Raw genomic sequence first — 19,828 nt, forward strand, 5'->3', positions numbered from 1 at the left:
CAGCATCATGCGTCGTCGTCTACCCTGAACTCATGTCGTTCCTGTTCTCGCTCCTCGTCATCGCACTGATGATCGGCGCGCTGATCGACATCATCACGCGCGACAACTCGCTGGTGAAGTTCCTCCCGAAGCTGGCCTGGATCATCATCGTGATCCTGCTTCCGCTGATCGGTGGACTGCTGTGGTTCACGATCGGCCGGGAGTATGGCGAATCCGGACTCTCGATCCCGCGGATGCGGAGAGCTGAGCGGCCGACGGCGCAGACCGACGTGCGCCCGGCTCCGCCGACCGATACGCGGACGACCGAGCAGCAGATCGCCGACCTCGACCGTGAGATCGCGGAGTGGCGGCGGCGTGAGGAGATCGAGAAGCGCCGGCACGACGGCGATGCGTCGACCGGCGCAGTCGGGTCCGACTCCTAGACGGCCACGGGGCGGTCGAAGGACTCGCGGATCGCGTCTTCGAGCGTCGGGTATCGGAATTCGAACCCCGCGGTGGTGAGCTTCTCCGGCAGCACCCATCGGCTCTTCAGAATCAGCTCGGTCTCGGTGCGCATGCCGATCGCTCCGAGCTCGAGCATCCATCGGGGCATCGGCACGCCGACGCGCACGCCCAGAACTCGTCGAACAGTCGCCATGAATTCGGCGTTGTCGACCGGATGCGGAGATGCCGCGTTGACCGGTCCCTCGAGTGAGGGTGTCTGCTCGAGGAAGTCGATGATGCGGGCCACATCCTCGATGTGCACCCAGCTGAATCGCTGACGCCCGCGGCGTGCGCCGGGGAAGTGCCCCGTTCCGGCCGCCCGTCGTGCGGCGCTGACCGGCCAGTGTCCGTCGTACTGAGATCCGCCCAGACCGAGGCGAGCCAGGTCTTTCACGGGCCCGAGGACCCCGCCGTGTCCGAGGACGATCGTGCTGCGCAGCGCGACGCGGCGCGTGCGGGGGAGCTCGTCGGCGAACAGCGCCTTTTCCCATGCCTTCGCGACCTCGACCGAGAAGCCGGTGCCGATCTCGCCGGTGGATTCGGTCATCGGGCGGTCTTCGGCGTGCCGGTAGATGGTGGCCGTCGAGGAGTTGACCCAGAGGGCGGGGGGATTCGGCGCCCTCATGATCGCCCGGCTCAGGGAGGCGGTGGTGTCGAGGCGAGAGCGGAAGATTTCGGCGCGGTTCGCCGGTGTGTAGCGGCAGTTGACGCTCTTGCCGGCGAGCCCGATGACGAGGGACGCCCCGTCGATCGCGCGGTCGATCTCCACCTGATCTCCCCAGCGGATGTCGGCGCCCGAGCGCGAGATCGTGACGACCTCGCGGCCCTCTGCCCGCAACCGCGGCAGGAGGAAACGGCCCATGAAGCCCGTGGATCCGCCGATGACGACCCGACCTGTGCTCATTCGGACTGCTCCTTCTCTGCGGGGTCGTGGTGCTCGCCGACGTGCTGGATGCGATGGGTGTGCTGGATGCGATAGGTGAAGTCGCCCCGGTACTCGTACACGCGGCCGATGAGGGGCGCGTCGACGGTCAGGGTCACCCGCTGCCGGTCGAGTGCGTCGTCGAAGCGCTCGGTGAGGTGGACGACCGGGGCGATGGGGGACGGGATGCGCACCCTGAGGTGTCCGAGGCGGATGCCGACGGCACGGCTGGTGAGGCGGAGCGCGCCTTCGTGGACCGCGACGTCGAAGCAGGCGGCGATGACCCCCGGCTCACCGAGCTCATCGACCACACGTCCGTGGCGCGTGAGCGCGACCGCGTCGCGCATGACCCACTGCCGTCGCGCGAAATGGAAGGTGCGCTCGCCGATGGCCCTGGATGCGATCGTGCGGTTCTCCACGCGGAACGGCACGTCGCTCTCCCAGCCCGCAGCGACGACGCCACGGCGTTCGAGAAGACGCAGGAACGGCCAGAGCCAGCGCCGCGGAGTGCCGACCCGCTGGAACACCCCTTCGCCGATGCCGACAGCGCCGTCGGGGATCGCCGCGAAGTATGCCTGCAGACGCGGGTGCAGATCATCGGTGCGCTCGCCGAGTGCCCTGGCGTAGGGGGACTGCGGCACAGGCGTCACTCTTCGAGCCTAGCCCGATGGTGGATGCTCTCGATGCGCTCCGGCGGCTGCGTTCAGGACTCCGGTCGCAGCAGTCGATCGAGGAGTGCGAGCGCTTCGTGCTGGGGTGCGGTCCCATCGAGCAGCCACTGCGTCTGCAGGCCGTCGGACGCGGCGACGACGAGCGCCGCGACGGCATCCGGATCGATGTCCTTCCGGATCCGCCCATCCGCCTGCTGCTCTCGGACGATGTCGGCGAGTCGGCCACGGAGGCGGGTGAAGCGGTCGGTGGCGAACGTGCGCGCCGCCGGATGCCCCTCTTCGAGCGCGGTGGCGACGAGGGTGGAATACAACTGCACGAGACCCGGGATCGCACGGTTGATGCGAGCGGACTCGATCATCATCTCCACCGGCGTCGCGTCATCCGCCGGCGAGCTCGGCTGTCGCTCTGGCGCCGTGCTCTCCTGGTAGACGGCGACGAGGAGCTCTTCGAGTGAGCCGAAGTAGTGGGTGAGCGCTGCATGGGTGACCCCCACCTCGCGTGCGATCGCCCGCAGGCTCGTGCGATCGGCGCCACGCTCGGCGAAGACCTCGATCGCGCGGTCGAGGATCTCCTGTCGTCGAGCGATCCCCTTGGCGTAGGCGCCACGCTGGCGTGGCGGCTCGGCGTGATCTGACGTGTCGGCGGGCATGATCGGAGTCTAGCGAATCAAAACTTCCGCATGGAGGTATTTGGTGATAGCGTGCCTGCACGGGGCACAGATCCCGCCATGTCACCGATGACCGAAGGAGCACGACCGATGACGATTCGGACTTCCCTGCAGCTGTTCACGATCAAGGACGAGCTGGAGGCCGACCTCGAATCCTCCCTCGCGGCGGTAGCCGCCCGCGGTTTCACCGCCGTTGAGCCCTACGACTTCGTCCGCCGGGCGGAACCTCTGGCCGCAGCCCTCACCGCTGCCGGGCTGGTCGCTCCTTCCGGTCACGCGTTCCTCGCCTCTGAGTCGTTCGTGAACCCCGACGGCAGCGGCACCACGGTGCCCGTCCCGTCGCCCGCCGAGGTCTTCGCCGCCGCGAAGGTGCTCGGCATGGACACCGTCATAGACCCGTACACGGCGCCTGCGCGCTGGGAGTCGGTCGAGCAGATCGAGGAGACCGCGCGGCTGCTGAACGAGGCCGCCGAGATCGGTGCGACCGTCGGAGTGCGCGTCGGATACCACAACCATGCCCACGAGCTGGAAGCCGTGTTCGACGGCGTCACCGGGCTCGAGGTCCTCGCCGACCTCCTCGACGACCGCGTCGTGCTCGAGGTCGACCTGTACTGGGTCGCTCGCGGTGGCGTCGACCCCGTGGCACTGCTGGAGCGCCTGGGCAGCCGCGTGATCGCTGTGCACGCGAAGGACGGCACACTCGACCCGGCACTCGCCGCGGCATACCCGCCGGCCGACCAGGTGGCGGCGGGTGAAGGAGCTGTGCCGCTCGTCGAAGCCATCGCGGCGGCTCCCGCGCTCGAACTCGCGATCGTGGAGTTCGACCACTACGAGGGAGACCTGTTCGACGCGATCGAGCGTAGCCGCGTCTACCTCGACGAGAAGGTCGCCGGCTGATGGTGATCGGCACAGGCTCAATCGGCACAGGCCCCGTCGGCGTCGGCATCATCGGCGCCGGAAACATCAGCGACCAGTACCTGTCGAACCTCACGACCTTCCCCGACGTCCGCGTCCTCGCGATCGGCGACATCCTCGAGGAGCGAGCGAAGGCGCAGGCCGAGAAGTACGGCGTGCCGCGCGCCGGCGGCGTCGACACGGTTCTCGACGACCCCGAGATCGACATCGTCGTGAACCTCACGATCCCCGCCGTGCACGTCGAGGTCTCCGAGGCGATCATCGCGGCGGGCAAGCACGTCTGGACCGAGAAGCCGATCGGCGTGAGCCGTGAGGAGTCGCGTCGGCTGCTGGAGAAGGCGGATGCCGCTGGCCTTCGGGTCGGCGTCGCCCCGGACACCGTGCTCGGACCGGGGGTGCAGACGGCCAAACGGGCGATCGCGCGTGGCGACATCGGCCGCCCGCTGTTCGCGCAGACCACTTTCCAGTGGTCGGGTCCGGAGATCTTCCACCCGAACCCCGCGTTCCTGTACGCCAAGGGCGGCGGACCGTTGCTCGACATGGGGCCGTACTACGTGTCGGCTCTCGTGCACGTGTTCGGACCCGTCGCCTCGGTCGCAGCCCTGGGGCTGCAGGGCACGCCCACCCGGCGCGTGCAGGTCGGCGAGCTGGCCGGTCAGGAGTTCCCGGTCGAGATCCCCTCGACGCTCAGCGTGCTGATGGCGTTCGAGGAGGGCGGCCAGGCGCAGAGCATCTACAGCACCGACTCGCCCGTGATCCGGCAGGGGATCGTCGAGATCACCGGCACCGAGGGCACCATCGTGATCCCGGACCCGAACACCTTCGGCGGCGCGATCTCGATCACCCGGCCTCTCACGCGACTGTTCATCCCGCCGGAGCCTATCCAGCAGGACATCGTCGACGTCGAGCAGGAGGGCGTGCTCTCCGGTCGCGGCGTAGGACTGCTCGACATGGCGCGCTCGATCGCCGCCGGTCGCCCGCACGTCGCCACGGGGGAGTTCGGCTACCACGTGCTCGACACGCTCCTCTCGATCGAGGAGGCCGCCGAGGCGCGCGGCTTCGTCGCCGTCGAGAGCACGCTCGATCAGGTCGGTTCGATCGCCTCGGACTTCGATCCGTTCGAAGCGACGCTCTGACAGCGGCCGATCGTGGCGGCGGAGATGCGGATCAACGCGCCTTCGCCGCCACGTAGCGGTCGACGCTCGCCGGCGAGAGCACCTCGCGGGCGACCATGATCGCCGCGCCCAGGACCGCAGCGCGATCTCCCGCCTGGGACTGCACGATGGCGAGGTGCTGCGTCGCGAGCGGGATCGAGCGTCGGTAGACCACCTCGCGCACCCCGGCGAGAAGATGCTCTCCCGCGCGAGCGATGCTGCCGCCCAGCACGATGATCGAGGGGTTCAGCAGGTTGACGACCGTGGCGAGCACCTCGCCGACGTCGCGTCCGGCCTGACGGGTGGCTTCGATCGCGGCGGTGTTCCCCGTGCGCACCAGGTCGACGACGTCTGAGGCGCTGTTCACCTCGAGACCGTCTTCGCGGAGGGCGATCGCGAGGGCGGAGCCGCTCGCGAGAGCCTCGAGGTCGCGCTCGTCGCCCGGCGCGCGGGTGGACCCCGCTCCGGTGGGCACCTGCACATGGCCCATGTCGCCGGCGGAGCCCTGGGCGCCGCGCTGCAGCTGACCGCCCGCGATGATGCCGGCCCCGATCCCGGTCGACACCTTCACGAAGATCAGATCGTCGACCCGGGGCCAGCTCGTCGCCTGCTCGCCGAGGGCCAGGATGTTGACGTCGTTGTCGACCAGCACCGGTACGTCGAACGTCTTCTGTACGTAGGCGGGAACGTCGAACCTGTCCCATCCCGGCATGATCGGCGGGTTGGTGGGGCGACCGGTCGAGTGTTCGACGGGGCCGGGCACACCGATACCCACCCCGACCAGAGGGAGCCCTGCGGCCGTGGCGGCGAGCAGGCCGGTGGCGTCGGCGATGATCGTGTCGAGCAGGCTCTCCGGCCCGTCTCCGATGTCGATCGTGCGGGTCCGGGAGTCGAGGATGATCCCGGCGAGATCTGCGATGGCGACCGTCGCGTGCGTCGCGCCGAGGTCGACGGCGACCACGAGTCCGGCACGGGGGTTGAATGCGACCCGTGCCGGGGGCCTTCCGCCGGTGGAGACCGCTTCGCCGGCCGGGCGGAGGAGATCGGCGGCGAGGAGCGCGTCGACGCGGAGCGCCACCGTGGAGCGGGCGAGGCCCGTGAGCGCGGAGATCTCGGCCTTGGTTCTGGCGAGCCCGTCGCGAAGGATCTGGAAGATCTCTCCGGTGCCGGAGGAGACCGCCGGCGCCGGCTTGGGAACGTCAACCATTGCGTCAGTAAACCACAGCACTTCGGCGTCTCGCCGATTGACTTCGGATTTGTCTCAGAGAACTTTTGACGAAGCTCTAGCAAAAGTCGGTAGGACTGTGTCAGAATCGGCGGCATGACAACGGATGTCACTGACACCGGTCTCGGAACGATCCGAACCGGCATCCTCGGCGGAGGATTCATGGCCCGCGTGCATCGCACCGCGGCGCGAGACGCCGGCGGCGAACTGCGCGCGATAGCGACCCGTTCCGTCGAGGGCGGCCGCGATGCCGCACAGGCTCTCGGCGCCGACCGGGCGGAGCACGACGCGAAGGCACTGCTGGACGCGGCTGACATCGACGTCGTCCACATCTGCACGCCGAACGCGACCCATGCCGATCTCGCCCTCCAGGCTCTGAACGCGGGTAAGCACGTCATCTGCGAGAAGCCTCTTGCGACGACGGCGCGCGATGCCCGGTTGCTCGCCGAGACTGCCGAGGCCACCGGGCGCGTGGCAGCCGTGCCGTTCATCTACCGCTACCACCCGATGGTGCGTGAGGCCAGGGCGCGCATCGCGCGCGGCGAGGCGGGGGAGCTCCTCACCCTCGACTGCTCCTACTTGCAGGACTGGATGCTGCTCTCGAGCGATGACGACTGGCGCGTGCGCTCCGAGTCCGGCGGCGCCAGTCGTGCGTTCGCCGATATCGGCTCGCACCTGTGCGACCTGATCGAGTTCGTGATCGGCGAGCGGATCCGCACACTGAGCGCCCGTACCAGGCGAGTCTTCTCCGAGCGTTCGGGGCATGCGGTCGACACGGAGGACATCGTCGCCGTGCTGGTGGAGACGGAGTCAGGCGCCCTCGGCACGCTGCTCATCTCGCAGATGGCTGCCGGGCGCAAGAACGCCCTCACGCTCGAGCTGCACGGCTCGCGTCAGAGTCTGCGCTTCGAGCAGGAGAGACCGGAGGAGCTCTGGATCGGCTCGCGCGATGAGTCCCTGCTGCTGCTGCGCGATCCCGCCACGTCCGCTCCGGATTCGGCGCGGCTCCAGCGTGTGCCCGCCGGGCACCCGATGGGATATCAGGATGCGTTCAACGGGTTCGTGACCGATGTGTACGCGGCGATCGCCGGAGCGCATCCCGACGGCCTGCCGACCTTCGCCGACGGGTACCGCTCGGTCGTGCTGACGGAGGCCGTGCTCGAATCGGCGGCAGCGGGCGGACGATGGGTGGAGGCGACGGCATGATCACGATCACGACCGAACCGGTGCTCAGCGTGACAGGCATCCGCAAGTCCTTCTTCGGCGTCGAGGTGCTCAAGGGCATCGACTTCGACGTGCGACCGGGGGAGGTGCACGGTCTCGTCGGAGAGAACGGCGCCGGCAAATCGACCCTCATGAAGATCATCGCCGGCGTGCAGCCGGCGGACGACGGAGTGGTCTCCTACCGCGGGGAAGAGGTGCATCACGCGCACCCGCGACAGGCGATGGATGCCGGGATCGTCACGGTCTTCCAGGAGTTCACGCTCCTCCCCGAGCGCACGGTGGCGCAGAACGTCTACCTCGGCCGCGAGCCGCGCCGCGGGGGCTTCGTCGACCAGCGTGCCATGAACACGAGGACGGCCGAGCTGCTGACCGACCTCGGGGTCTCGTTCATCGAGCCGCAGGCGCGCGTCGGCTCGCTCACGGTCGCGGAGCAGCAGATCGTCGAGATCGTCAAGGCTCTCTCGTTCGATGCGCGGGTCATCTCGATGGACGAGCCGACCGCCGCGCTCAGCGACCGCGAAGTCGAGCTGCTCTATGCGATCATCCGTCGTCTCACCTCGCGCGGTGTCGCGGTGATCTACGTCTCGCACCGGCTGAAGGAGATCTTCGACCTGTGCGACCGCATCACGATCCTCAAAGACGGTGCGCTCGTCTCGACCGACGACACGGCAGCCCTCACCACCGACGAGCTGGTCCGACGTATGGTCGGCCGGTCCATCCAGTCGTACTTCCCCGATGCGCTCGAGGGCACGACGGTCGGTGAGCCGCGGCTCGAGCTCGACGGCTGCGGCAACGCCTACGTCGACGGGGTGTCGCTCACGCTGCGTGCAGGGGAGATCGTCGGCATCGCGGGGCTGCAGGGATCCGGGCGCACCGAGCTCGTGGAAGGGGTGTTCGGCATCCAGGCGTTCACCAGGGGCTCGATGCGGATCGACGGGGTGCCCGCGCGCATCGCCAGCGCTCGGGCGGCGGTGCGGGCCGGGCTCGCCCTGGTGTCGGAAGACCGCAAGGCACAGGGACTCGCGCTCGGACAGTCGATCCTCGACAATGCGCTGCTGGTCGTGCGGAGTGTCTTCGCGAGCCGCACAGCTGCCTCCCGCCGTGAGGTGCCAGGGGTGCTGAGCTCGCTCGAAGTCAGCTCACAGGGCGTCGATCAGGAGGTGCGCTTCCTCTCCGGCGGCAACCAGCAGAAGGTCGTGCTGGCCAAGTGGCTGCTCACCCAGCCGCAGATCGTGCTCTTCGACGAGCCGACGCGTGGCATCGATGTCGGCGCGAAGTACGCCGTCTACCAGCTCATGCGTGAGCTCGCAGCCCAGGGGAAGGCCGTGCTGATGGTGTCGAGCGAACTGCCGGAGGTGATCGGCATGAGCGATCGGATCCTGGTGATGCACGACGGCGAGCTCGTCGCGGAGCTGCCGGCAGGAGCTGCGGAGCACGAGATACTCGGAGCCGCGACCGGTGCGAGCGATCCCGGCACCGTGGCGGAAGGGGGTGCGCGATGAAGCGCCTCCGCATCGACTCCACCGTCATCGTGCTCGGCATCCTCCTGCTCGTGATCGTCGTCGGCGCGATCCTGGTCGCCACGGTCGGGCGCAACTTCCTGAGCCCCGGCAACATTCGTGATGTCCTCACGGGCATGAGCGTGCTCGGCCTCGTCGCGGTCGGGCAGACGCTCGTCGTACTGGGTGCCTCTCTCGATCTTTCGGTCACGTACGTCGTCAGCCTGTCGAGCCTGCTCGCGGCAACGATCATGAACGGCAATGCGGGCAACATCCCGGTCGCCGTCATCGTCACCCTGCTCGTGTGCGGTGGTGTCGGCCTCGTGAACGGGCTCATCGTGACCGTCCTCAAAGTGAACGGCTTCATCGCCACTCTCGGCGTCGGGCTCATCCTGCAGGGCATCCTCAACACGAACTTCGAGGGTTCGGCCGGCAGTGTTCCGTGGGCGTTCCAGCTCATCGGCGCCACCGGCGTCGGCCCCATCCCGGTGTCCACGCTCATCATGATCGTGCTGGCAGTGGTCGTCTGGGTGCTCCTCAACCGCACCCGCACCGGAGCGCACCTCTACGCGGTGGGCGGCGACCCCGAGATCGCCCGGCTCTCGGGCGTCCGCATCCGGATGCCGCTGATCTGGGCGCACGTGCTGTGCTCGGTGTTCGCGGGGCTCGCCGGCCTTCTCCTCGCAAGTCGTCTCGGCGTCGGCAGCCCGACGGTCGGCCAGCAGGGTGGCTACGCGCTGCTGTCGATCGCGGCGGTCGTGCTCGGCGGCACCCTGCTGCTCGGCGGACGCGGATCCATCTGGGGCACGATCGGCGGCGTCGCCATCCTCGCGGTCGTCGACAACGTGATGAGCGTCATGCAGATCAACCCGTTCCTCAAGGACGTGGTCCGCGGAGTGGTGATCGTCGCCGCCGTGGCCGTATACAGCCGTCGCTCGATCGTCCGTCGGCGTCCGCGCTTCGGCTCCGGGGGCACACGCACCGGCGGTGATGACGCGGCGAAGGCCGCGGCGCCCGCGATGGCCGCTGCCGTGTCGCAGCTCGTCGATGCCACCCCCGGTGCCACCCCCGATACGAGCCCTGCTGCGGAAGGAGGGCGCTCATGAACGCGCTGCGCACACTCGTGAGTCCCCGCGGGGCGGTGTTCCTGCTGCTGGTGATCCTGCTCGTGGCCGTCACGATCCTCAACCCGAGCTTCGCGGAACCCGGCCAGTTCATGCGGTTCATCCAGCGGGTGGCCCCGATCGCGATCGTCGCGATCGGCCAGTACTTCGTGATCATCGCCGGAGAGTTCGACCTGTCGCAGGGATCGCTCATCACGGCGCAGGTCATCATCGCCGGCAACCTGGTCGGACAGGATGACTCCCGCACCATCCCGGTGCTGCTGCTGATGATCGTGTTCGCCGTGGCCGTCGGACTCGTGAACGGTCTGATCACGACACTGCTCAAGGTGCCGTCCTTCATCGTCACGCTCGGCATGATGCTCGCCCTCCTCGGCGGGGTGATGTGGTGGACCGGCGGCGCGGCGACAGGGAATCCCGCCGACAGCTTCCGCGAGATCGGCCGCGGCGGCATCCGCGACGTGCCGTTCCTCGAGTTCATCCCCTGGGCCGTCCTGCTGCTCATCGTCTGGCTCGCGCTCGGCATCTGGATCACCAAGCGCCCGTTGGGCAAGACGCTCATCGCGGTAGGCGACAACGCCCGCGCCGTCGACTACGCCGGGGCGCGCCGGGCCTGGGTGACCACGCGAGCGTTCATCATCTCGTCGCTGTCCGCATCGCTCTCGGCAGTGCTCCTGGTCGGATACGCCGGCGTGCACCCCTCGGTCGGTCGCGGCTACGAGTTCACCGCGATCACCGCCGTCGTCCTCGGCGGAGTCGTGCTCGGCGGTGGGCGAGGCTGGATCGTCGGTGCGGTCGCGGGCGCCTTCGCCCTCGAGGCCCTGTTCATGCTGCTGAACATCGCCGGCGTCCCCTCGACGCTTCGCGATGCCGTCCAGGGCGTCATCATCATCGCCGCCGTCGCCTACTCCGCCGTCGCCTTCCGGGCACGACGCAAGCGCGGCCCACAGCCTTCTCCCGATCCCACCACCTCAGAACCCGCAACAACGACCAGCACGATTCACGCCAACAGCACCATCCACGCCAACAGCACCATCCACACAGAAACCAGAGGAGATTAGCAATGCGACGATCAATGAAGATCGCCACCGCAGGGGTGGCTCTCTTCGGCCTCATCGCGCTCGCCGGGTGTACGACCGACCCGTCAGTGGCGCCGGCCGAGTCGGAGAATCCCGATGCGACGGCTGAGACGACAGAGTGGTTCGACCAGGAGCTCTTCGACAAACAGGACGAGGAGCGCGGTGTCGACCCGCAGGGACCGGCCGATGAGCCGTACCTGCAGCACATCAACGCCGAGATGGTCGACACGTCGGAGTTCGCGAGCGAAGGGGCCAAGAAGGCCTGCTTCGCGAACGCATCGATCTCCAACCCGTGGCGTCAGACGGGCTGGATCACGATGAACCAGCAGCTGAAGGCACTGCAGGAAACCGGCGCGATCAGCGACATGGAGACCCGTGACGCGAAGGACTCCGACGACACGCAGATCGCCGACATCGACTACTTCATCGCGGAGGGCGGATGTGATGTCTTCCTCATCTCGCCGAACAGCACGGCGGCGATGACTCCGGCCGTCGAGCGGGCGTGCGACACCGGCAAGCCGGTGGTCGTGTTCGATCGCGGTGTGAACACCGATTGTGCTGTGACGTTCATCCACCCGATCGGCGGCTTCGCCTGGGGCATCGACACCGCGGAGTTCCTGATCGACAACCTCAAGGAGGGTGACAAGGTCGTTGCACTCCGGGTCCTGCCCGGTGTCGACGTGCTCGAGCACCGCTGGGCCGGAGCGAAGAAGCTCTTCGACGAGGCCGGGATCGAGGCCGTCGACCACTTCACAGGTGCCGATCCCGCTGAGATCAAGAGCATCATCAGCGACGAGCTCGCCAAGGGCGACGTCGACGGCATCTGGATGGACGCCGGTGACGGCGCGGTCGCTGCCATCGAGGCGTTCGAGGACGCCGGAGCGGACTACCCGGTCATGACCGGCGAGGACGAGATGAGCTTCCTTCGCAAGTGGAAGGACACCGGTCTCACGGGTCTCGCGCCGGTGTACTCCAACTTCCAGTGGCGCACTCCGCTGCTCGCGGCGCAGATGATCTTCGCCGGCGAAGAGGTGCCGAAGGAGTGGGTGCTACCGCAGAAGCCGATCACGGAGCCGGAGCTCGACGACTACCTCAAGGCCAACGAGGGAATGCCCGACGGCCACTACGCCAAGTTCGGTGGGGAGAACCTTCCCGGCTACCCGACGGTGTGGCAGGAACGACAGATCCCGTAACCGATGTGCGATCCCACCCTTCCGCTCCGCACCCGTGGAGTGGGAGGGTGGGATCGACTTCACGATCAAGAGGACAACGATGCCCCGCACGATCGCCGTCAACACCTGGGTGTGGACGTCTCCGCTGACCGATGCCATGCTCGAACCGCTCGCCCGCAAGGCCCAAGGCCTCGGGTACGACGCCCTGGAGCTGCCGCTCGAGAGCGTCGGCGACTGGGATCCGCAGCGCGCACGTGCTGTGCTCGACAGCTTGGGTCTCGGCACGATCGTGATCGGAGCGATGGGTCCACGACGCTCACTCGTGGCCCGCGCGGGGGATGTCGGTGCGACGCAGGCGTATCTCCGATCCTGCATCGCGGCCGCAGAGGCTCTGGGCGCGCGGGTCGTGGCCGGTCCGTTCTACGCCCCGACCGGCATGACCTGGCGGATGGACGCCGAAGAACGCGCCGCCGTCGTCGGGGAGCTGCGCGAGAACCTCGCAGGACTCGTCGATGAAGCCGCTGCCCGGGGAGTGACGCTCGCGATCGAGCCCCTGAACCGCTACGAGACCAGTGTGCTCAACACGGTCGAGCAGAGTCTGGACGCACTCGGTCCGCTGATCGGCCCGGGGCTCGGACTCGCTCTCGATACCTACCACCTCAACATCGAGGAGAAGAAGCCCGACGACGCGATCCGTGCGGCGGGGGCGGCGATCGCCCACGTGCAGGTGTGCGGCAGCGATCGCGGCGCCGTGGGCGATGACCACACCGACTGGCCGGGCCTTCTCCGCGCTCTCGATGACGCCGACTATCGAGGTCCGCTTGGCCTGGAGAGCTTCACCGGGGAGAACGCCACCATCGCGGTCGCGGCCTCCGTCTGGCGTCCGCTCGCCCCGAGCCAGGACGAGCTCGCCGCGCGCAGCATCGCCGCGCTGCGCGCCTTCGGCACCTGAACCCGCACGACCTCGAACGAGTCGAGACGAAGGAGTCCTCATGACGAGCCACCCGGTCACCCTGTTCACCGGTCAGTGGGCCGATCTGCCCTTCGAGGAGGTCGCTCGTCTCGCAGCGGAGTGGGGGTACGACGGGCTCGAGGTCGCGGCCTCCGGGGATCACCTCGACCTGAAGCGCGCCGACGAGGACGACGCCTATGTGGCCTCGCGCAAGGAGATCCTCGACCGGCACGGCTTGAAGATCTTCGCCATCTCGAACCATCTCGCAGGTCAAGCCGTGTGCGACGCCCCGATCGACTTCCGCCATATGGCCATCCTCCGCGACTACGTGTGGGGCGACGGCGAGGCCGAGGGGGTCAGGCAGCGGGCAGCCGACGACATGAAGCGGGCGGCACGGGTCGCACGCAAGCTCGGCATCGACACGGTCGTGGGGTTCACCGGATCATCGATCTGGCCGTATCTCGCGATGTTCCCTCCGGTTCCGGCATCCGTCATCGAGGGCGGATTCGAGGACTTCGCCCGACGCTGGAACCCGATCCTCGATGTCTTCGACGGCGAGGGTGTGCGCTTCGCGCACGAGGTGCATCCGGGCGAGATCGCCTACGACTACTGGTCTTCGGTGCGTGCGCTGGAGGCGATCGAGCACCGTGAGGCGTTCGGATTCAACTGGGACCCCTCGCACATGATGTGGCAGAACATCGACCCGGTCGGGTTCATCGTCGACTTCGCGGACCGGATCTATCACGTGGACTGCAAGGACACCAGGATGCGGCCCCGGAACGGGCGTGCGGGAGTGCTCGGCTCGCACCTGCCGTGGGGCGACCCCCGGCGCGGCTGGGACTTCGTCTCCACGGGACACGGCGATGTGCCGTGGGAGGACGCCTTCCGTGCGCTCGACTCGATCGGCTACGCAGGACCCATCTCGATCGAGTGGGAGGATGCCGGTATGGACCGCCTGCACGGTGCCCCCGAGGCGTTGGGATTCGTGAGATCTCTGCTGTGGCCGAAGCCCGCAGCCTCGTTCGACGCCGCGTTCAGCAACCAGTGATCGTCAGCCAGTGATCGTCAGAACAGGAGCCTCATGTCCATCCAGCACACCGTCGTCTTCCGCCTGATCCACCCGGCCGGGTCCGCCGAGGAGCGGGAGTTCCTGGCGACGGGGCACGCGGTCCTGACCTCCATCCCCGGCGTCGAGGACTTCACCATCCGCCGTCAGGTGAGCGCGAAGAGCGACCTCAGCCATCAGTTCTCGATGGTGTTCACCGATCAGCACGCCTACGACGCGTACGACGGGCACCCCGCACACCGGGCGTTCGTCTCGGAGCGCTGGCTTCCCGAGGTCGCCACGTTCCAGGAGTACGACTTCGTCGAGTGACGCTGTCGAGTGACGCTGTCGAGTGACGCTGTCGAGTTGACGCTGTCGAGTGACGCCGTCGCTGTCAGGCGGCGGGCTCGCGGAGACGGACCAACCGCTCGTGGCCGGTCTCCTCGAGCTCGGCGATGTCGTCGCGCGATTTGAGGAAGTCGGAGAACGAGCGGTAGCCGAGGGCCTTCTCGCTGAACGACGGATCCATGCGGCGCATGTGCGTCTTGACCGCAGAGCTGTGCAGCCACTCGTCGGCGTCGGCCTTGTCGTGACCGAGGCGCAGCGCGCGCTCCAGCAACTGGGTCGCCACCTCCTGATCGTCGACCTTGTCCTCGACCCTGGGCTCCTCCGCCTTGGGTGCGGACTTGGCGCGCGTGCGCTTCGGGGTGGTCTTCGGCTTCGAGGTCGTCTCGGCGACGTTCTCCGTGACGGCGTCGGCGACGGGGGCGGGCGCCTCCACCACGGGCTGGGCCTTGGCGGCGACCACGGGGGCGGCTTTCACCGGGCGCACCACGCCGGGCAGCGAGTCGTACGACTCGAACTCGTCGCACGCTGCGGCCAGCGACTTGGCGGTCGAGCCGGACACCCCGACGCCGATCACGTACCGGCCGAGACGCTTGCAGCGCTGAGCCAGCGGCACGTAGTCGCTGTCGCCGGCCACGATCACGACGTGGGTGAGGTCGGGCAGTCGGAACATGTCCTCGACCGCGTCGACCGCGAGCCGGATGTCGGCGCCGTTCTTCGCGTAGGCGGCGGCGGGGAACAGCTGCACGAGGTCGACCGCACGCGCCACGAGCTGCGAACGGTACACGGCGTTGACGGGAGAGGACCAGTCGGCGTAGGCCCGTGTCAGGACCAGCGTGCCGAACGAGGCGGCGTAGTCGATGATGGCACCGACCTCGATCATCGCGCGGCTCAGGCGGTCGGTGACGTCAGGGTCGTTCGGGTTCTCGCTGATCCGCTGACGGTCTTTGCCGTAGGCGTTGCGGCCGTGCACGCGGTCGTACCAGGAGATGACGATGTTGTCGAAGTCGAGGTAGACGGCGACGCGGGCATCGGTGGTCTCAGCCATGATCAGACCTCCTCGCGGGGATAGCGGACGCCGATCTGCGCTCTGATCTCATCGAGGGTTCCCATGATCGCGACGCTCTCGGCGATCGGCAGGATGTCGCCTTCGAGGATGCCGTCGCGTACGAGTCGCTCGGCGGCGAGCGCCTGGTACTGCATGCCGCGCCCCTCGACCTCGGAGGTGTAGGTCTCCTGCACCGTGCCGTCGGGAAGCACCACCCGGAACGTGGTGGGGCTGTACCAGACGGTGTCGATGTCGATGCGAGCAGCCGTGCCGATGATGCTCGCGACGTTGGGTCCCGCCGCGCGCGACGACGAGAGGGTGGTCGAGATCGCGCCGCCCTCGTGGGTCATGACGGTGGCGACCTCGGCGTCAGCCCCCGTCTCGATGAGACGTCCGAGGGCACGGATCGTGGTCGGGGCGCCGAGGATGTCCCAGACGAACGAGATCGGGTAGATGCCGAGGTCGAGCAGTGCGCCGCCGCCGAGTGCCAGGTCGTTGAGCCGGTGTGCGGGGTCGGAGGGCAGCAGCTGGGTGTGATCCGCGCTGACTGCACGGATCTCGCCGAGCGCGCCTTCGGCGATGAGCTCGCGGATGCGGATCATGTGCGGCAGGTACCTGGTCCACATCGCCTCCATCACGAGCAGGCCGCGCTCCGCCGCGAGCGCCTGCAGATCTGCCGCCTCTGCACGGTTCAGTGTGAAGGCCTTCTCGGCGATCACGTGCTTGCCGTTCTCGAGCGCCAGCCGGGCGTTCTCGTGGTGCATCGGGTGCGGCGTCGACACGTAGATGATGTCGACATCGGGGTCGGCCACCAGGGCTTCGTAAGAGGGGTGTGCATGGGCGATGTCGAAGCGGGCCGCGAAAGCGTCTGCTGACTCCTGCGAGCGCGAGCCGACCGCCACGAGGTCGAGCCCCGCGGTGCGTAGATCGGACGCGAACGCGCCGGCGATACCGCCGGTCGCAAGGATTCCCCACCGAAGACCTGTCATGGTCTCAGCGTAGGGGGTGCGGTGGGTGTGACGGACTGTTACATCCCGTGACGCCCGGCATCGGGGCCGTGGCAGCGGGCCGTCGACGACTCCTACCGTGACGGCATGACCGAACCCCTCATCATCGGCGCCATGGTGCGTACCCTCGGCGCCTATCCCTCGGGTTGGCGCCAGCCGGGTGCGCACCGTGATCCTGCCGCCGACGCCGACATCCTGCGGCACATCGCGCAGGAGGGGGAGGCCGCCGGTCTCGACTATCTCTTCTTCGGGGACTGGCTCGCCACGGGCCCCGATCTGGAATTCCGTGACCCGTATCTGCTCGCCCGGATCGACCCGGTGAGCGCGGTGCTCTTCCTCGCCGGGATCACCTCGCGGATCGGTCTGATCGCCACCGTGAACACCACCTACGCCGACCCGTACACGACGGCACGTTCGCTGGCATCGCTCGACGTGCTCACCCGTGGTCGCGCGGGCGTCAACCTCGTCACGGGCGCCGAGCCGCGTGCCGCAGGCAACCACGGCCGCGATGCGCACGCCGACAACGAGACCCGCTATGACAGGGCGGAGGAGTTCGTCGAGGTGTTGCGGCGGCTGTGGGACTCGTGGGGAGAGGACGCCTGGATCGCCGACGCCGAGCGCGGCGTGCTGATCGATCCGGAGGGGCTGCACCCCGCCGACTTCCGGGGTGCACAGGTGCGGGTCACCGGTCCGCTCAACGTGGCCCGCCCACCACAGGGGCGGATCCCGATCGTGCATGCCGGCACCTCGCCGCGGTCGAGGGCGCTCGCGGCCACCGAGGCCGATCTCGCGCTGACCGCCGCGCCGACGCTTGCCGATGCGATCGCCACGCGTCGGCTGTTGAGGGAGATCGCGGCAGACGCCGGCAGGTCGCCCGACGCGCTGAAGGTGATCGCTCCGGTGCTTCCCGTCGTCGCGGACACGGATGCCGACGCCCGACGCATCGTGGAGCGTCTGCTCGCCCTGGTGCCGCTCGCCGAGGGGCACCAGGCCGCGCGCACGGCGTTCCCGCCGAACCGCACCGTCGCAGCCCTCGCCGATGCGTTCGACGTCCCGCACGACGACCCCCTGCGTTCTGCGACCTTCGACGCGCCGGTGACCGCCGCCCAGGCCCTGCGGCTGGGCGAACGCGGCGCCGCGCTGATCGAGAGACTCGGCCTGATCGCCGGGTTGCGCGTCTCCGGATCGGGCATCTCCGGATCCGGGGCTGCGGGCGCCGACCCGCTCACCTGGCGGCACCTCGTCGCGGCCAACGCGGTGCCCGCGGCCTTCGTCGTGGGCGACGCCGGCACGATCGCGGATCACTTCGAGACCTGGCGCGACGAGGGGGCGGCAGACGGATTCAACGTGCTGTCGGCCTTCCAACCCGCGCAGTTCGAGGCGTTCACTCGGATCGCGGCGCCGGAACTTCGCCGTCGCGGACTGCTGCGAGGCGCGGAGGAGGGCGCTGGAGCGACGCTTCGCGACCGCCTGCGCATTTCCTCGTATGTCGACGCGTGACCACACGTTTCGCCACGCGACATCCGGAGTCCGCCGCTTCGCGCCACGGCATCACCGATTCCTACCGTGAAGACACCTCACCACAGCACACACCCGAAGCACAGCACGCGCCCGAAGCACTGCACCCCCGAAGCCAGGAGGCCCCTCCCATGAACCGTCGTCTCATCCGCGCCGCCGCCATCGCGCTGCCGCTCGTCCTCGCAGGGAGCCTCGCCGCCTGCGCGTCGACGCCCGCCCCGGCGAACTCGCCAGCAGAAGGCGGCGACCCCGTCACCGGGGGAACGCTCACCTACCTCGAGCACCAGGCGTACACGAACCTGTACCCGCCGCAGGCCGGCTTCTACCCGAACGGCGGCATCGTGAACAACATCGCCGCCCGTCTCACCTGGCAGAATCCGGACACGCTCGAGATCGAGCCGTGGATCGCCTCGGACTGGACGGTGAACGACGATGCGACCGAGTACACGTTCAATCTGAACCCCGACGTCACGTTCTCGGACGGCACGGTGCTCGACGCCGCGGCCGTGAAGAAGAACTTCGACACCTACGGCCTGGGCGATGCGGAGCGCGGCCTCACCGTCTCCGAGGCGATCAACAACTACGCCAGCAGCGAGGTGGTCGACGACGACACCGTCACGTTCCACTTCACCGCCCCGTCACCCGGTTTCCTGCAGGCGACCTCGACCATCAACTCCGGCCTCCTGTCGCCGGAGACGCTCGACGGCACGATCGAGGACTTCGGTGCGGGCAATGCCGCCGAGATCGTCGGATCAGGTCCGTTCACGGTCACGGGCGAGAAGCTCGGCACCGAGTACACGCTCACCGCCCGCGACGACTACGACTGGGGCCCCGACAGCGTCGACAACGACGGCCGCCCCTACCTCGATGCCGTGCACGTGCTGATCACTCCGGAGGACTCGGTGCGCATCGGCTCGCTGCTCGCCGGCCAGGCCGACTACGTCCGCTACGTGCAGGCGTTCGATGAGGACCGCGTCGAGAGCGCCGGCTTCACGCTCTACGCCCCGCAGACCCGCGGCGTGAACAACTCGATCGCGCTGCGCCCCGAGAACCCGCTGCTCTCCGACATCCGCGTGCGACAGGCGATCATCGCCGCCGTGAACGCGCAGGAGGTCGTGGACACCCTCTTCACCGAGAACTACCCGGTGGCGACCTCGGTGCTGTCCTCCCAGGCGCTCGGCTACAAGGACGAGTCGGAGCACTACGAGTACGACCCGAAAAAGGCCGCGAAGCTCCTCGACGAGGCCGGATGGAAGCCCGGCGCCGACGGCATCCGCGAGAAGGACGGCGAGCGCCTGTCGATCACGGTCTACGAGGCGAAGCCGCAACCGCTGTCGAAGCAGACTCTCGAACTCGTCGCGCAGCAGCTGACGAAGGTGGGTGTCGAGCTCTCGGTCAAGCCCGGTGATGCCGGCAGCTACGCGGAGGACACCCGCGACCCGCTGAAGACCGGCTTCTACCACTCGATGGTCGGTCGCGCGGATCTCGACGTGATCAAGAGCCAGTACTTCACGAAGAACCGTGACGTGCTGATCTCGAAGGATGCGAAGCTCGACGAACTGCTCCTCGCCGTGGCATCCGAGCCCGATGCCGACAAGCGCGTCGCCGCCTCCCAGGCCGTGCAGGACTACATCGCCGAGCAGGCCTACGTGATCCCGCTGTTCGAGGAGCCGCAGGTGTACGGCACCGCGACCTACGTGCACGGCGTCGCCTTCGAGTCGGTGGGACGCCCGACGTTCTCCGGCGTCTGGCTCGCCGAGCACTGATCGGCATGGTGCAT

The 19,828-nt window shown here is 68.3% G+C and carries 19 protein-coding genes; 13 read left to right on the forward strand and 6 right to left on the reverse strand.

Annotated features, from left to right (window positions below; all coding sequences use genetic code 11):
• The first annotated feature begins 32 nt into the window (after window positions 1–32).
• Window positions 33–422: a PLDc N-terminal domain-containing protein gene (locus CQ040_RS04570; RefSeq protein WP_105527000.1), complete on the forward strand. Its 390-nt coding sequence runs from the start codon at window positions 33–35 to the stop codon at window positions 420–422.
• Here CQ040_RS04570 and CQ040_RS04575 read toward each other — a convergent pair.
• The 3 genes from CQ040_RS04575 to CQ040_RS04585 are packed head-to-tail and all read right to left on the reverse strand — an operon-like array spanning window position 419 to window position 2,726.
• The gene (locus tag CQ040_RS04575) at window positions 419–1,387 is read right to left on the reverse strand and encodes an epimerase (RefSeq protein WP_105526999.1); all 969 of its coding nucleotides are present in this window, start codon (window positions 1,385–1,387) and stop codon (window positions 419–421) included. The genes CQ040_RS04570 and CQ040_RS04575 overlap by 4 nt on opposite strands.
• Entirely contained in the window at window positions 1,384–2,055 is a 672-nt protein-coding gene (locus tag CQ040_RS04580; RefSeq protein ID WP_105526998.1) for a DUF4166 domain-containing protein, read from the reverse strand. The genes CQ040_RS04575 and CQ040_RS04580 overlap by 4 nt, the downstream gene beginning before the upstream one ends.
• 53 nt (window positions 2,056–2,108) lie before the next feature.
• Window positions 2,109–2,726: a TetR/AcrR family transcriptional regulator gene (locus CQ040_RS04585; protein ID WP_105526997.1), complete on the reverse strand. Its 618-nt coding sequence runs from the start codon at window positions 2,724–2,726 to the stop codon at window positions 2,109–2,111.
• 108 nt (window positions 2,727–2,834) lie between these two features.
• Between CQ040_RS04585 and CQ040_RS04590 the strand changes: the two genes are divergently transcribed.
• Both CQ040_RS04590 and CQ040_RS04595 read left to right on the forward strand, forming a co-directional pair.
• Complete coding sequence (locus CQ040_RS04590) at window positions 2,835–3,641, forward strand: sugar phosphate isomerase/epimerase (RefSeq protein ID WP_105526996.1); 807 nt, start codon at window positions 2,835–2,837, stop codon at window positions 3,639–3,641.
• Complete coding sequence (locus CQ040_RS04595) at window positions 3,641–4,795, forward strand: Gfo/Idh/MocA family protein (protein WP_105526995.1); 1,155 nt, start codon at window positions 3,641–3,643, stop codon at window positions 4,793–4,795. Before CQ040_RS04590 ends, CQ040_RS04595 begins: the two co-directional genes overlap by 1 nt.
• A 31-nt stretch (window positions 4,796–4,826) precedes the next feature.
• Here CQ040_RS04595 and CQ040_RS04600 read toward each other — a convergent pair whose 3' ends face one another.
• Entirely contained in the window at window positions 4,827–6,020 is a 1,194-nt protein-coding gene (locus CQ040_RS04600; protein ID WP_105526994.1) for an ROK family protein, read from the reverse strand.
• A gap of 114 nt (window positions 6,021–6,134) precedes the next feature.
• Between CQ040_RS04600 and CQ040_RS04605 the strand changes: the two genes are divergently transcribed.
• The 8 genes from CQ040_RS04605 to CQ040_RS04640 all read left to right on the forward strand — a co-directional run bounded on the left by CQ040_RS04605 (window position 6,135) and on the right by CQ040_RS04640 (window position 14,460).
• Window positions 6,135–7,244, forward strand: a complete 1,110-nt coding sequence (locus tag CQ040_RS04605; protein ID WP_105526993.1) for a Gfo/Idh/MocA family protein — start codon at window positions 6,135–6,137, stop codon at window positions 7,242–7,244.
• Complete coding sequence (locus tag CQ040_RS04610) at window positions 7,241–8,764, forward strand: sugar ABC transporter ATP-binding protein (RefSeq protein WP_105527054.1); 1,524 nt, start codon at window positions 7,241–7,243, stop codon at window positions 8,762–8,764. The genes CQ040_RS04605 and CQ040_RS04610 overlap by 4 nt, the downstream gene beginning before the upstream one ends.
• Window positions 8,761–9,867, forward strand: a complete 1,107-nt coding sequence (locus CQ040_RS04615; RefSeq protein WP_105526992.1) for an ABC transporter permease — start codon at window positions 8,761–8,763, stop codon at window positions 9,865–9,867. Before CQ040_RS04610 ends, CQ040_RS04615 begins: the two co-directional genes overlap by 4 nt.
• On the forward strand, window positions 9,864–10,943 hold the full coding sequence (locus CQ040_RS04620) for an ABC transporter permease (RefSeq protein ID WP_258131387.1): 1,080 nt from the start codon (window positions 9,864–9,866) through the stop codon (window positions 10,941–10,943). Before CQ040_RS04615 ends, CQ040_RS04620 begins: the two co-directional genes overlap by 4 nt.
• Before the next feature lie 2 nt (window positions 10,944–10,945).
• Window positions 10,946–12,154, forward strand: coding sequence for a substrate-binding domain-containing protein (locus CQ040_RS04625; protein WP_105526991.1), 1,209 nt, complete (start codon window positions 10,946–10,948; stop codon window positions 12,152–12,154).
• 79 nt (window positions 12,155–12,233) lie between these two features.
• On the forward strand, window positions 12,234–13,085 hold the full coding sequence (locus tag CQ040_RS04630) for a sugar phosphate isomerase/epimerase (protein WP_105527053.1): 852 nt from the start codon (window positions 12,234–12,236) through the stop codon (window positions 13,083–13,085).
• Window positions 13,086–13,125: 40 nt separating this feature from the next.
• Window positions 13,126–14,133: a sugar phosphate isomerase/epimerase gene (locus tag CQ040_RS04635; protein WP_105526990.1), complete on the forward strand. Its 1,008-nt coding sequence runs from the start codon at window positions 13,126–13,128 to the stop codon at window positions 14,131–14,133.
• Window positions 14,134–14,166: 33 nt separating this feature from the next.
• On the forward strand, window positions 14,167–14,460 hold the full coding sequence (locus CQ040_RS04640) for a Dabb family protein (RefSeq protein ID WP_028503239.1): 294 nt from the start codon (window positions 14,167–14,169) through the stop codon (window positions 14,458–14,460).
• A 64-nt stretch (window positions 14,461–14,524) separates the two neighbouring features.
• On the opposite strand, the gene CQ040_RS04645 is transcribed toward CQ040_RS04640, so the two are convergent.
• Together CQ040_RS04645 and CQ040_RS04650 are read right to left on the reverse strand one after the other, a co-directional pair.
• The gene (locus CQ040_RS04645) at window positions 14,525–15,523 is read right to left on the reverse strand and encodes an NYN domain-containing protein (protein ID WP_105526989.1); all 999 of its coding nucleotides are present in this window, start codon (window positions 15,521–15,523) and stop codon (window positions 14,525–14,527) included.
• Between the two features lie 2 nt (window positions 15,524–15,525).
• Window positions 15,526–16,512 carry a Gfo/Idh/MocA family protein gene (locus CQ040_RS04650; protein ID WP_105526988.1) on the reverse strand — a complete coding sequence of 329 codons (987 nt, stop codon included), beginning with the start codon at window positions 16,510–16,512 and terminating at the stop codon, window positions 15,526–15,528.
• A 105-nt stretch (window positions 16,513–16,617) separates the two neighbouring features.
• On the opposite strand from CQ040_RS04650, the gene CQ040_RS04655 reads away from it, so the two are divergent.
• Window positions 16,618–18,030 (forward strand): NtaA/DmoA family FMN-dependent monooxygenase, encoded by a 1,413-nt coding sequence (locus CQ040_RS04655; protein ID WP_105526987.1) that lies wholly within the window; start codon window positions 16,618–16,620, stop codon window positions 18,028–18,030.
• A gap of 149 nt (window positions 18,031–18,179) precedes the next feature.
• Entirely contained in the window at window positions 18,180–19,814 is a 1,635-nt protein-coding gene (locus CQ040_RS04660; protein ID WP_105526986.1) for a TIGR04028 family ABC transporter substrate-binding protein, read from the forward strand.
• Window positions 19,815–19,828 lie beyond the last annotated feature (14 nt).

It is taken from the genome of Microbacterium sp. MYb54 (assembly GCF_002979515.1).
GTDB lineage: Bacteria > Actinomycetota > Actinomycetes > Actinomycetales > Microbacteriaceae > Microbacterium.

Coding starts and splice junctions, on each gene's coding strand:
- CQ040_RS04595 (WP_105526995.1), top strand. CDS start 3,641: ATGGTGATCGGCACAGGCTCAATCGGCACAGGCCCCGTCGGCGTCGGC.
- CQ040_RS04660 (WP_105526986.1), top strand. CDS start 18,180: ATGAACCGTCGTCTCATCCGCGCCGCCGCCATCGCGCTGCCGCTCGTC.
- CQ040_RS04585 (WP_105526997.1), bottom strand. CDS start 2,726: ATGCCCGCCGACACGTCAGATCACGCCGAGCCGCCACGCCAGCGTGGC.
- CQ040_RS04615 (WP_105526992.1), top strand. CDS start 8,761: ATGAAGCGCCTCCGCATCGACTCCACCGTCATCGTGCTCGGCATCCTC.
- CQ040_RS04655 (WP_105526987.1), top strand. CDS start 16,618: ATGACCGAACCCCTCATCATCGGCGCCATGGTGCGTACCCTCGGCGCC.
- CQ040_RS04635 (WP_105526990.1), top strand. CDS start 13,126: ATGACGAGCCACCCGGTCACCCTGTTCACCGGTCAGTGGGCCGATCTG.
- CQ040_RS04630 (WP_105527053.1), top strand. CDS start 12,234: ATGCCCCGCACGATCGCCGTCAACACCTGGGTGTGGACGTCTCCGCTG.
- CQ040_RS04590 (WP_105526996.1), top strand. CDS start 2,835: ATGACGATTCGGACTTCCCTGCAGCTGTTCACGATCAAGGACGAGCTG.
- CQ040_RS04640 (WP_028503239.1), top strand. CDS start 14,167: ATGTCCATCCAGCACACCGTCGTCTTCCGCCTGATCCACCCGGCCGGG.
- CQ040_RS04620 (WP_258131387.1), top strand. CDS start 9,864: ATGAACGCGCTGCGCACACTCGTGAGTCCCCGCGGGGCGGTGTTCCTG.
- CQ040_RS04570 (WP_105527000.1), top strand. CDS start 33: ATGTCGTTCCTGTTCTCGCTCCTCGTCATCGCACTGATGATCGGCGCG.
- CQ040_RS04575 (WP_105526999.1), bottom strand. CDS start 1,387: ATGAGCACAGGTCGGGTCGTCATCGGCGGATCCACGGGCTTCATGGGC.
- CQ040_RS04650 (WP_105526988.1), bottom strand. CDS start 16,512: ATGACAGGTCTTCGGTGGGGAATCCTTGCGACCGGCGGTATCGCCGGC.
- CQ040_RS04610 (WP_105527054.1), top strand. CDS start 7,241: ATGATCACGATCACGACCGAACCGGTGCTCAGCGTGACAGGCATCCGC.
- CQ040_RS04625 (WP_105526991.1), top strand. CDS start 10,946: ATGCGACGATCAATGAAGATCGCCACCGCAGGGGTGGCTCTCTTCGGC.
- CQ040_RS04645 (WP_105526989.1), bottom strand. CDS start 15,523: ATGGCTGAGACCACCGATGCCCGCGTCGCCGTCTACCTCGACTTCGAC.
- CQ040_RS04600 (WP_105526994.1), bottom strand. CDS start 6,020: ATGGTTGACGTTCCCAAGCCGGCGCCGGCGGTCTCCTCCGGCACCGGA.
- CQ040_RS04605 (WP_105526993.1), top strand. CDS start 6,135: ATGACAACGGATGTCACTGACACCGGTCTCGGAACGATCCGAACCGGC.